Origin of the sequence: Novosphingobium sp. 32-60-15 (assembly GCF_002280675.1) — a bacterium.
GTDB lineage: Bacteria > Pseudomonadota > Alphaproteobacteria > Sphingomonadales > Sphingomonadaceae > Novosphingobium.
Genome location: NZ_NCEN01000006.1, coordinates 129,066 through 140,611, shown reverse-complemented (window position 1 = coordinate 140,611; position 11,546 = coordinate 129,066). Strand labels below are relative to the sequence as shown.

The following is an 11,546-nucleotide window of genomic DNA, read 5'->3' as shown; positions in this document are numbered from 1 at the left end:
CTGAAAATCCAGGCCGCTGTCTAAACCATCGGAATGGTGGTTCCCTTTTGGACGCCGATCACCCCGCTAGCCGGGTTCCTTTTGCACGCCGATCCACACTTGATGGCCGCACCGCTCTTGTCACTGGCGCATCGCGCGGCATGGGAACATCACATGCCCGGCGCTTTATCGCCGAGGGTGCAAAAGTCGTCCTGACCGATCTTCGGTCCGATACCGGTGAAGCGCTGGCCCAAGAACTCGGCCCGAATGCAAAGTTCATCGAACACGATGTCACCAGTGCGGCCGATTGGTCGCGTGTCGTAGCAGCGGCAGAAGAGTTCTTTGGTCCGATCAACGTTCTGGTCAACAATGCCGGCATACTTGGCGTGATGGCCAAGACAGCGGATGTTTCAGAAGCCGATTATCATAAGGTTTGTGACGTAAATCAGCACTCGGTCTACCTTGGCATGCACGCCGTCATTCCCTCAATGCTCAAAGGCGGGCGTGGTTCGATCGTGAACATTTCGTCGATTGCAGGGCTCGTCGCCAATTACGGCTTCCCCAGCCTTGCCTATGTCGCCAGCAAATTCGCTGTGCGCGGTATGACCAAGGCCGCGGCTGTAGAATATGGTCCAGACAACATTCGCGTGAACTCGGTCCATCCCGGCTTTATCATGACACCGATGATGATCGAGGCGACGGACGAAGGCGGCGGCGAAGCACTGCTACAAATCCCCCTGCGCCGCATCGCTGAACCCGAAGAAGTTTCGAACCTTGTGCTGTTCCTTGCATGTGACGAATCAAGCTACATTACGGGCGCTGAACACGTGATCGATGCTGGCATGACAGCCCAGTAGTTATCAGTGAGGCCGGGGTCCTTCATGAGCGAGGACCCTGGCGCTCGTTCGAACCCGTTGAGTTTGCCGCGCTTGAGTGGGAGGAATGGTTGAGCAACCGGCGCCTGCCGGACCCTATCGGCCATATCCCGCCCGCTGGAGCCGAAGACCGCTATCATGCCATGCTGTTGTACGAACTGCCCGTAGCCGCATGACTTACCCTTGCGGTTATCCCGTGGTTTGTGGGGCAATGCTGCGGTTCAAGTCTGTTGCGGGCGCAGAACGAGAGGTCTTGACAGCCACATTGCCTGCAAATCTTTTGCGAAAAAGGTTATGGACAAGCTTGTGTTCAAGAATCCGTCCTGCAATCCAAAGCGCAAAGAAAATACCCATGTAGGTGTAAGCTGTTTTCATTGATGGCTTACGGTTGCGCTTGCCAATTTCCTCGCCGTCCTTTTTCTTTTCGGGAACAGGAGCGCCCAGGGCCTTGTCGACAGGGTTCATGGGCACGTCCTCAGGCTTTATCAGCGAGCGCTTCTTTGCCGCCTCTGCCTTGACCTTGACCACCTCGGGCGGATTACGCCACTGGTCCATAGCAACGCCAGCGTGGCCTAATGCGAAGAAAAACAGGGGTGCTATAAAGCAGGCCAGTAACGCTCGACTCTTCAGATCGTAATGCAGCATTGTGCCCGAAACACGCAGTACACCGCTATCGAAAACCGACATTTTGTCTTGTGGAAGGGGATTGTTCTTGGTGAAGGTCAATGTTTCACCATCGACTTTGTAGTTTGTATTGCTAGTCTGAAAAAGGCTTTCGATTTTCACAAATGCTTCACTCGAGGATTGGGTTGGCTCAATCGACAACTTTCCCTTGATGCACCAAATCCAATCGAAAACAGACAATTTCACTGGAGTTCCCTTCGCGTGCGGAGCACTTTAGCCGCTCTTATTTTCATACCATCGGCTGTCTGTGTCCGCGCTTTGCAATCTATCGCGCAGATGTGCGTACTTCCTTCACCGCTACTCGGCAGGCGTAGCAGTGAACGGCCTCGAAAATTCACTGCGCGCAGCCCACTTCTGTTTGAGAAGCTTGTATGATTCAGAAAAAGTGAAGTGCATTGTTTCCCAAATGGACATACGCCGCCCGCCTTCTTGACCGAGCAACTCTGCTTCGCCGTCAAGACAAGTGCCATGCATACGGTCAATGAAAATCCAGGTACCGGCATAGTTGCTTCGCGTAGCTTCATAGTCCTGCGCATGATGAAGGCTGTGGTGTTCGGTCGAATTGAAAATTTTGAACCACCATTTGGGCGTGTTGAAGCGGATGTTGCAGTGTTGATAGCTGCTGACAGCCATCCCGAATGCGCCAGCCAAAAGTGCGGCGCGCGGCAAGAAATCGAACAGCCCGCCGATGCCAAGGCCAATCAGGAAAATTTCAATCGGGTTGCCGATGCTGCCCTTTTGAACGTTCAACTGGGTGACATAGTGGTGCGGTGCGTGCGTCAGCCACAACGGGTGCCAGTTGTGCATGCCGCGGTGCATCCAATATTGAAAATAGTCACCGATGAAAGAGATCAACACGGCTTGAAGCAGCAAGGGAAGGGTCATGAACCAGGCAATTTTGGCAAGGTCAAAAGTGTCCTGGAACCATGTGATGATCGCCTCGCTGTTGATCGGCCCAAACACCACCCGCACAAACATCGCGCCCATTGCGACATAGAAGGTATCGCACGCGAGTTCTTTCCAGGTGTGCTGCCAGCTCTTGTAGCGGGGTGATATCCACTCCATCGAAAGCATCATGACCTTGACGCCGTAACCGATCCACAAGGTCACCGATGGCTTGATCCACTCTGCCGGCGCATAATAAAAATAGCTAATCACCAACAGCAGGAAGGCTGGTTGGAAATAGGTGAAGATGAACTGCTTTACAGGCCCACCTTCCACGCGCCCCAGATTGTCGAGCCCGCGGGTTATGGGGGCACTGACCATGTAAGCCGGCTTCTCGGTGACGGCATACTCGCTCATGGCAATTCCTACGTAAAATGGACGCGACCGGGATAAAATGTCGGCAGAAGATACCTGAGTGAGCCGGTTCCGGCATTACGCCGTTTAGCGTAGCCGCACCGGCGCAATCACTTGCCCACCACTGTTATGGCACCTGCCCTACGTCAAACGGCGCATATTGCTTGTCCGACCGACTGCGTACCCGAACCAGACCGATGCAGAATAGAGCCAGCGCCGCCAAGGCCAGAGCCACAAGCATAGGCGGAGACAAGCCTGAGTGATTGGCCATTTGAATCGGGGGGACTCACAATGAAACATACACAAATTCGTCTGCAACTGCTGTCGGCAACCATCTTGGCTGGCGTGATCGCCATGCCTGTTCAGGCGCAGGACATGCCGGCTGACGCCATGGCGGCTGAAGAAACGCAGGGTCAGAACGAGCTGGTTGTCACGGCCACGCGCCGCGCCGTTTCGTTGCAGACAGTCCCGATCAACATTTCTGCTCTCGATAGCTTGACGCTTGAAAACAAGCGTCTGGATGACGTCGGCGATATTGGTCTTTACACCCCCGGCTTGACAGTGCCCGACACCGGCCCCCGCACCGCCAACAGCATTGTCATGCGCGGCATTACATCTGGCGGACCAGGCGGCACCAACCGCAGTACCGCAGTAGGCGTATATCTCGGGGAGATCCCGCTATACGTCGATTTCAAATTCCTCGACATCAACCGGGTGGAAACGCTGCTCGGGCCCCAAGGCACACTCTATGGCCTTGGCACGCTGGCAGGCGCGATCCGCTACATTCCCAATCGCCCGAACTTCAGCAGGTTCGAGGGCGAGGCACATGCCCGCGTTTATGATGTGGCACATTCCGACGGTGTAGGGTCGGTGTTCGATGCGACAGTCAATCTGCCGATCGTCGAAGATAAAGTCGCCCTGCGCGTTACCGGCGGCTATTACAACGACCCCGGCTTTATCGATTCCCCATTTCTGGTGAACCAGCTTGGTGTGTCGCTCCCGCAGCCAGACTTTAACGATCCTCAAGCGGTGGCTGCGAACCTGCGTCGCGGTAAAGATCTGAACGACGAACGGACGTATTCCGTCCGTGCGCAGTTGGGCTTTGACTTCGGCTGGTTGCGCCCGACGTTCAGTTATATCCGGCAGGAAACAAGGACCAACGGCACGCAGGTCAATGGCGGGTTTGGTGCCACTTACACGCTGAACCCCAACGGCGTCGCCTTCCCTGACGGACAGTGCGTCTATGCCAATTGCCGTGGCGTCCTTGGGACTGGCAAGTACGAAAACGGCGGTCGCGTGCCACAGCCTGCCACCCGCAAACTGGAAATGTTTGCAGCAGAAGTCGATATCGACATCGGTGACATTGCCAAGATCGTTTCGGCCACCGCTTTTTCGAGGCAGGATCTTTTCAGCCAAGGCGACATTGCCGACCTTTTGCTTGATCTTGATTATGATTACGAGCTTTTCCCGTCCTTTGCCGGCACCACCACATCTGAGAGCGACCCTGAACAGTTCAACCAGGAAATCCGTTTGGTTTCTGCCCATGGCGGGCCGGTCGACTGGCTGCTTGGTGGCTTCTATAACCACTTCAAGAGCTATACGTTCAGCGCCGAGCGTTTGCCCGGCTATCCTGAGTGGGCAGGGATCTTCCGGCCTGATGGATTGGAGTACATCTCGTTCACAGACACCTATACCAAGGAAAAGGCCGTTTTCGGTGAAGTAACATGGCATGTGACGCCACAGTTCCAGATTACTGGCGGTGCGCGCTATTACAAATACAAGGCCTATATTTCGGGCGCCACAGATACGCCGCTGACCCGTGGCGGACAACGCCGTACGCCCTATCCGCTTATCCAGTTTGATCCCTCGCGCATTCGCACCGGTTCGACCGAGGATGATGGCTTCGTATACAAGCTCAACGCCTCGTATGAGTTCAGCCCTGAATTGTTCGCCTATGCGACCTATTCGACGGGTTACCGCATCGGTGGCGTCAACCGCGTGGCACCGTGTATTGTGCCTTTGCCTGCCGGGCAAAACGTCTGCGCTTTGCCCAATGAACTTTCGTTCGGGCCAGACAAGACCCAGAATTACGAAGTTGGCGTCCGTTTCAGCCTTCTTGATAAAATGCTGCAAGGCACGGTAAACCTTTACAATATCGATTGGACAAATCTCCAACTCGGCAGTCAGACGGCGAACGGAGCCGTGGGCATCACCGCAAACGCGGGTGGTGCGCGTAGCCGAGGAGCAGAAGCGACGCTCGCGCTTAACCTTGGCAGGTTCAGCCTGTCGGGGAACTACACTTATCTCGACGCAAAACTTACCAAGGCTGCACCGGGCCTGATCGGCGGGATCAGCAACGGCTTTGATGTTCAGGGTGCGGGCGATGCCTTTGTTGGCGACCGTTTGCCAGGCACGTCCAAACATGCCGGATCAATCACTGCAACATACACAGTGCCAATGGCCGATGAGGCCGAACTTTACTTGTTGTGGAGCACTGCTGCTCGCAGCGATACCTATTCCACGACGGGCCTGCGTGGTTACGGTGAAGCTATCCCCGGATACTCGATAAGCCGCGCGTCCATCACTTATAAGACACCGCAGCTTGAAGTATCGCTTTTTGCAAACAACGTGTTCGACAAGTATGCCTTGTCCAGCGTGTCCAATGACTACACACTTGCCCGCGCAAACGACGGAGTGTTGATCCGCTCCTACGGCTTTGGCGTCATTCAGCCGCGCACTATGGGCGCCGAAATTCGTGGGCGTTTCTGAGCCTATAGAATTGAAAAGCAGTCAACTTTCAAAGCATGATCCGGGCATTCCGGATCATGCTGCGATTGCTGTCCGGACCACAACCCGGCTGATGCCGGGAGCGTGGCCGGTCGAACTTTCAGTACGCTTCGCTGGCAAACTGCCGTTCCTGCTTCCCATCAGGTTTTATCGGCTGATCTTTGGCGATATGCGACGCTGCTGGCTGATCTGACAGTTCCAATAGGCGTCGGTAATGGCCGTTTGGCACACGTTGCAATTGGTCGTGCGACCCCTGTTCCACGATCATGCCTTTATCGAACACCATTATGCGATCGGCATTGCGGATGGTCGAAAGGCGGTGTGCGATGACGATTGTGGTGCGGCCTTTGGCCAGTTCCGCGATTGCTTCCTGAACCAAGCGCTCGGTCGACGTATCAAGGCTGGAGGTTGCTTCATCGAGCAGCAGGATCGGCCGGTCCGCGAGGATTGCCCGGGCAATGGCAACACGCTGGCGTTCTCCGCCCGATAGTTTGGCACCACGCTCACCCACAAAGGTGGCATAACCGTTTTGCAAAGTACTGATGAATTCGTGCGCGCGCGCCAGTTTTGCGGCTTTGATGATGTCATCCATGCTTGCCTCTGGCCGACCGTAGGCGATGTTTTCGGCCAATGACCGGTGGAACAGGACGGGTTCTTGCGGAACCAGCGAGATCAACTTGCGCAAATCCGATGGCGCCATTTCCCGGATGTCTTTGCCATCGATGGCAACGACCCCGGCATCGATTTCGTAAAGCCGCTGGATCAGTTTCACGGCTGTGGATTTTCCTGATCCCGATGGGCCGACAAGCGCCACATGTTCACCTGCAAGCACGGTCAAGGACAAGTCCTGGTACACCTGGCCACCCGAAGGGTAAGAGAAGCTTACATTCAAGAACGCAATCTCGCCCTCGATGGGACGTCGATCTTGCACAACTTCGCTACAATTCGTGCTGATATCGCCCACTTCGCGCGATGCGACGAGGAATTCGGCAGCGTCTTCCATTTCTGCAAACGCGCGCTGGATGGTGCGAATATCGCTAGCCAGATTTCGCAATTGCCCGGACAGCATGGCAACGGCTGACAATGCAAATGCCACATCGGCAACATCGGCTCTGCTATGGACTGCATACCAGCCGATCAGGCCAAGTACCGAAAGCTGCGCCATCGTCCACACCATTTGCAGAACGGCGTTTGTATCGGTTGCCCGGTTGAACGAAGGCAGTGCAACCGTAGCCCAATCATCGGAAAAGCCGCGCAGCAATTTGTCTTCGCGTTCTTCAGCGCCAAACGACTTTACCGTTGCGTTGTTGGTGATCGAATCCGCCAATGCGCCGGTCAAACGGCTGTCGCGTGCGGCGGATACGACGCTCATCGGGCGGACCCAGCGTGCCGAAAGCTGCCAGCTGGCGATCACGTAAAGGAAGCTCAGGAAATAGAAGACTCCGCCGGCAACCGGCAAACGCCACGTCAGGATTCCGCCCATGACAACCAGCAGCAAAGCTGGCTGCAACAAGCGCAACACGATGATATTGCTGAGCATATCAAGCGCCCAGCGCGCACGTGAAATACGGTGGACGGTGGCTCCGGCAAAGCTGTTGGCGTGCCATTCGGCGGGCAAGCGCTGAACGCGGGCAAACAGATCAAGTTGCAACCTTTGCATTGACCGCACGGTGAGCGCGTTCCACCCCCGATCAAGCAGCTGACGCAGCACGATGGCAGTTATCATCGCAAGGCCAGCGGCCAATAACGCTCCCCAAGGTTCACGTAACGATACACTACCGGGCGTAGCGCGATCAGCGACGACCGCAGCCAATTCACCCAGCGCGATGGGTGTGGCCGCTTCGGCGGCGATAATGCCCAATAAGAGCGCGAGGATGGCAGCGACGACTTTGGGTTCCGCCAACCAGTAGCGGGCAAAGGCACCGATCGTTTGACGCAAGGTCAACTGGGTGGTTCGTCGCGGGGTGTGGACGACGCCAGGAACGCCTTTCATTCCGGAAATTCCAATCGTGCAAAAATCGCCGGATGATCGCTTGCCCAATCTTCAGGCCGCGTAGGCAAAGGTTGAAGTTTGTTTTCGCGCGTCAGGTGCTGCCAACCGGGGGCCGAACCGAACAGCAGGATATGATCGATAGTGCCATCAGCAGGTGCAGTGACAATTGGCATCGAGGCGGCATGGAGACGTGAATCTAACCCCAATGCCGGGTTATTGTATAACGAACCCAACTCTCCATCCGTCATGCGCGCGTTCAGATCGCCCATCAGAACAAATGGTTGATGATCGAAACGCACGATGCACTGCGCGATAGCCGCGGCTTGGCGATGACGGACCGCAACAGCGTCTCCATCGCGCAAATGGGTCAAATGCGTGCAGCCAAGGCGGACGCTTCGGTTGCGCAATGGCAAGGTCGCCATCAGCAAGGCCCGCTCCCCATCCCGCTTGTCTTCAGGAAGCATCACTACTTCAACGTCAATGACCGGAGTGCGCGTGAGGATTGCCATGTCCGACCGCGTTTCTACTTGGGTGGCAGGCGTGGTCATTTTGGTGGCGCTGATCGGGTGCAAGCGCCGTTTTGCGCGCAAAGGTGCGCGCACGAAATGCATGGCGCAGCGCCGGGCAATGGTTTCGACGACATCAATCCCGAGCGCAGGCGCATAAAAGCATTCCTGCAAGGCGATCACATCAGCGTTGAGCGCGGACAGACCGGTAACGATCCGCTCTATCCGCTGTTCAAAACGCCCTTCGTTTTTCCAAAGGTTGAAACTGACGATTTTCAATTGGGCCATCGCTAGCTGACCCTTACCCCCGCCACCCAAGCGGACCGTACCACGGGCAGGCCGCCGTTCAGGCTGACGCGCAAAAGATCAGCGCGCAGACCTGTGGCAATTTCGCCCCGATCCGTCAGCCCGACGGCATGGGCAGGTGTGCGCGTGACTGTAGCGACCGCTTGCGGCAGGCTCCAACCGTGAGGTTCTTCGGTCAGCCGGAAAATGCATTCGATCATACTGCGCGGCACATAGTCCGATGCAAAGCCATCCAGCAGGTTATCCGCCGCCAATTCAGCCGCGCCCACGTTGCCCGAATAGGAACCGCCCCGCACCAAATTGGGCCCGCCCATAAAATTCACCATGCCCAGACGCTTGGCTTCTGCGGCAGCTTCATGGGTGACCGGAAACTCTGATATGACGGCGCCAGCGGCGTGGGCAGCTGCGACGTGTTCAGCGGTTTCATCATCATGCGCGGCCAGAGTGACATTCATTTCTCCGGCCATTTTGCCCATGATTGCCCGGTTAGTGGTGACATTGCTGGCCTGATCTGCGCGCCGTTGATCAAGCCGTGTGGCGACTTCGGCCTCGGACATTTCCTTGCGCCACGTCCGATCCAGAAAGAAGTCTAGATCCTTGTACTGCCTTTGGCCGGGGGTGTGGTCCATGAACGACGCCAGTCCGGTAAGCGGATTGGGCATGAATTCATCCAGCAGCTCTGGCAAAACCGGAGACGGCAATTCGCAACGCCAGTGAATGCGGTGATCCGCGCGCAACGCCCCGCTATTGCGTGCAGCCCCCAGCCCCGCAATCAGACGGCGCAAGTTGTCACGCCCGCGCACTTGCCCATTTGACCAGGCACCCAGCGACAGGCTGTCAAACACCGTGGTCACGCCGCTTGAGATGCAGACGCCATCATGCGCGATACTGGCTGAAGCTGCGTCCCAATCAATATTGGGCCGGGGAAAGTAATGGCGTTCAAGATTATCGGTATGAATATCGATAATACCGGGGATGATATAGTCATCTTCCATATCGATTGCGTCAGCGTTCGAGCGTCCTTCGCTTACATCACCAATGACACCGCCATTGATCGCTATGGAACCTTGAACAATGGCATCGCCAGTGACGATACGCGCATTTGTTAAAACAGTGGTCACGGTCAAAATCCTATGATGGCCGGTTCAATTGTTGAAGTTCGACGTGTCGATTACGATCTCAATACGGTCAGCCGCCATCCGTGCCTCGCCATATTCCAGCATGTTTCCATCAACATCGTGATTGATTGCTCTGGTAATGATAAGCGGAACGTGGCGCGGCATTTGCAGGATGCTGGCTTCTTCATTGGTGGGAAGACGAGAAATGATGTGTGTCCTCACTCTCACGTAATCAACAATGCCGAGTTCTTTGAGTGTCGCCGTAATTGACTGGAACTTGTTGTAAGTATCCGCGAACTTCGGAATACGTTTTTCAAGAAAATAATGCTGCGCCAAAGCTGAAGGTTGCCCGTCAACAACCGACAAACGCTCAAGACAAACGCCTATTGCCGTGAGTTTGACACCGAATTCGCGGGCCACTGGCGGGGGCATCCGGCCAATCTGGATACTGCGGGTTTCATACTTGTGATTGACGTGGGCCTGCTGCGCAATTTCGCCAAAACGCGTTCTTTGACGGATCGGGAATGCCATATTGGGGCGACAGACAAACGTCCCGCGCCCTTGATGGCTTTCGACCAAACCCCTTTGAACAAGACGATTTAGCGCCAGACGCACCATGTGCCGCGTTACAAAGTACTTCCGGACAAGCATGTGCTCGGTAGGCAACTTGTCGCCGGGGTTAAGCACCCGCTCATGGATTGCGCGTTCCAGGTCTTCAGCGATGGCAAGCCACATCATAAACCTCCTGCGAATCTCCTCGCATTCAGCGGCGACAATTTGATGACAATATTCAACAAGTTTTACTTGTATAATATAACTGTAACCTAGTTTTAACTTGCTCATACGAGATCATTTACATAAACAATAGATCAATTGATCGACAATTACTAAATTTGTTGGAGTCATTGTGGAAAGTCATCAGGAAGATGTCGCAACAACTGAAGGCCTGCGTTTAGCACGCCAAAGGGCTCATGCGCTGATTGCCAAGTCGCCAGCGGATGCTGTGCGTTCGGTGTTCGACCTTATGGAAAACCTTCCTGAGGTTGAGCGCCTGCGCCCCAGCGAAGTCGGGTTGGTGCTGGTTCGCGGCCGAGTGGGCGGAGAGGGCGAACGCTTCAATCTTGGTGAACTTCCCGTGGCGCGCGCCGCTTTGCGCATTCCTGAAGGCCCCGTCGGGGTTGGCTATGTTGCCGGGCGCAATCGCGATCACGCAGAACTGGCCGCTTTGGCAGATGCAATGGTGCAGGCCGATGTCTGGCGTGACCGGCTAGAGGAAGGCGTTCTGGCACCCTTGGCCGCCGGTCTGGCAGAGCGGAAGGCAGATACCGGTCGCAAAGCAGCCGCCACCAAGGTGGATTTCTTCACGATGGTTCGCACGCGGGGTGAAAAATGATCGGCTCACTGGCGCTTGAAGGCGTCTCACCCGGCTTTGCCAATCCTGTGGCAGATTCGCAGCGGGTTTTCCGCCGCGTGCTTGATGCCATGTCGCGGCCCGGAAGGCTGATTGATCTGGATTCAGGTATTGCCGCAGCATCTCCCCATTTGACCGCAGCCAGTGCGCTGGCGCTGACTTTGCTGGATTTTGAAACGCCGGTTTTCGTGGCACTTGATGCAGATGGCGAAGCTTTTGCCAATTGGTTGCGCTTCCACTGCGGCTGTCCGATCACGGCAGAGCCTAAGGCTGCGGCATATGCTTTGGTGCTCGCCGACCTTTTGCCCGCACTGGACCAATTTTACGCAGGCGACCCAAAATACCCCGACCGCGCGACGACGCTGATCGTTGTGTGCGCAGCTTTGGAAGGTGGCGCGGCGGTCCGCCTTGAAGGGCCAGGCATTGCAGAGACGCGCAGGATTGCGCCTGCCGGACTGCCTGAAGACTTTTGGAACCAAGTGCGTGCTGACCGCAGCGCCTTCCAGCTTGGCGTCGATATTATCCTGACAGCGGGCGATCAGATCATCGCTCTACCGCGTTCCACGCGCATCGTGCCGGAGAACTGAC

Annotated in this window: 10 protein-coding genes and 1 pseudogene; 5 read left to right on the top strand and 6 right to left on the bottom strand. The window is 55.9% G+C overall.

Translation table 11 applies throughout. The annotated features are described in order from the left end of the window. Positions 1-47: 47 nt before the first annotated feature. Positions 48-836, top strand: a complete 789-nt coding sequence (locus tag B7Y89_RS06975; RefSeq protein WP_292937054.1) for a glucose 1-dehydrogenase — start codon at positions 48-50, stop codon at positions 834-836. 2 nt (positions 837-838) lie between these two features. Continuing rightward, positions 839-1,030 (top strand): annotated as a pseudogene (locus B7Y89_RS06970) (IS3 family transposase); the annotation flags it as partial. A 13-nt stretch (positions 1,031-1,043) separates the two neighbouring features. Here B7Y89_RS06970 and B7Y89_RS06965 read toward each other — a convergent pair. Both B7Y89_RS06965 and B7Y89_RS06960 read right to left on the bottom strand, forming a co-directional pair. Further along, complete coding sequence (locus tag B7Y89_RS06965; RefSeq protein WP_292937037.1) at positions 1,044-1,724, bottom strand: hypothetical protein; 681 nt, start codon at positions 1,722-1,724, stop codon at positions 1,044-1,046. A 111-nt stretch (positions 1,725-1,835) separates the two neighbouring features. Then, the gene (locus B7Y89_RS06960; protein WP_292937036.1) at positions 1,836-2,840 is read right to left on the bottom strand and encodes a sterol desaturase family protein; all 1,005 of its coding nucleotides are present in this window, start codon (positions 2,838-2,840) and stop codon (positions 1,836-1,838) included. Positions 2,841-3,128: 288 nt separating this feature from the next. Here B7Y89_RS06960 and B7Y89_RS06955 point away from each other — a divergent pair, with 288 nt between their 5' ends. Then, positions 3,129-5,606 carry a TonB-dependent receptor gene (locus B7Y89_RS06955; RefSeq protein WP_292937034.1) on the top strand — a complete coding sequence of 826 codons (2,478 nt, stop codon included), beginning with the start codon at positions 3,129-3,131 and terminating at the stop codon, positions 5,604-5,606. Positions 5,607-5,724: 118 nt separating this feature from the next. Here B7Y89_RS06955 and B7Y89_RS06950 read toward each other — a convergent pair whose 3' ends face one another. The 4 genes from B7Y89_RS06950 to phnF are packed head-to-tail and all read right to left on the bottom strand — an operon-like array spanning position 5,725 to position 10,390. After that, positions 5,725-7,617, bottom strand: a complete 1,893-nt coding sequence (locus B7Y89_RS06950; RefSeq protein WP_292937032.1) for an ABC transporter ATP-binding protein — start codon at positions 7,615-7,617, stop codon at positions 5,725-5,727. Beyond that, positions 7,614-8,411, bottom strand: a complete 798-nt coding sequence (locus B7Y89_RS06945) for an endonuclease/exonuclease/phosphatase family protein (RefSeq protein ID WP_292937030.1) — start codon at positions 8,409-8,411, stop codon at positions 7,614-7,616. Before B7Y89_RS06945 ends, B7Y89_RS06950 begins: the two co-directional genes overlap by 4 nt. Positions 8,412-8,413: 2 nt before the next feature. Beyond that, positions 8,414-9,550, bottom strand: a complete 1,137-nt coding sequence (locus B7Y89_RS06940) for an alpha-D-ribose 1-methylphosphonate 5-triphosphate diphosphatase (RefSeq protein WP_292937029.1) — start codon at positions 9,548-9,550, stop codon at positions 8,414-8,416. Between the two features lie 24 nt (positions 9,551-9,574). After that, a complete protein-coding gene (phnF, locus tag B7Y89_RS06935; protein ID WP_292937027.1) occupies positions 9,575-10,390 on the bottom strand; it encodes a phosphonate metabolism transcriptional regulator PhnF in 816 nt (271 codons plus the stop codon). Positions 10,391-10,454: 64 nt separating this feature from the next. Here phnF and phnG point away from each other — a divergent pair, with 64 nt between their 5' ends. Both phnG and phnH read left to right on the top strand, forming a co-directional pair. Beyond that, the gene (gene phnG / locus B7Y89_RS06930; protein WP_292937025.1) at positions 10,455-10,940 is read left to right on the top strand and encodes a phosphonate C-P lyase system protein PhnG; all 486 of its coding nucleotides are present in this window, start codon (positions 10,455-10,457) and stop codon (positions 10,938-10,940) included. Next, entirely contained in the window at positions 10,937-11,545 is a 609-nt protein-coding gene (gene phnH / locus B7Y89_RS06925) for a phosphonate C-P lyase system protein PhnH (protein WP_292937023.1), read from the top strand. The genes phnG and phnH overlap by 4 nt, the downstream gene beginning before the upstream one ends. Position 11,546 lies beyond the last annotated feature (1 nt).

Excerpts from the sequence above, each read along its gene's own strand:
- B7Y89_RS06960 (WP_292937036.1), bottom strand. The coding sequence starts at position 2,840 with ATGAGCGAGTATGCCGTCACCGAGAAGCCGGCTTACATGGTCAGTGCC.
- B7Y89_RS06955 (WP_292937034.1), top strand. The coding sequence starts at position 3,129 with ATGAAACATACACAAATTCGTCTGCAACTGCTGTCGGCAACCATCTTG.
- B7Y89_RS06950 (WP_292937032.1), bottom strand. The coding sequence starts at position 7,617 with ATGAAAGGCGTTCCTGGCGTCGTCCACACCCCGCGACGAACCACCCAG.
- B7Y89_RS06945 (WP_292937030.1), bottom strand. The coding sequence starts at position 8,411 with ATGGCCCAATTGAAAATCGTCAGTTTCAACCTTTGGAAAAACGAAGGG.
- phnF (WP_292937027.1), bottom strand. The coding sequence starts at position 10,390 with ATGAGCAAGTTAAAACTAGGTTACAGTTATATTATACAAGTAAAACTT.
- phnH (WP_292937023.1), top strand. The coding sequence starts at position 10,937 with ATGATCGGCTCACTGGCGCTTGAAGGCGTCTCACCCGGCTTTGCCAAT.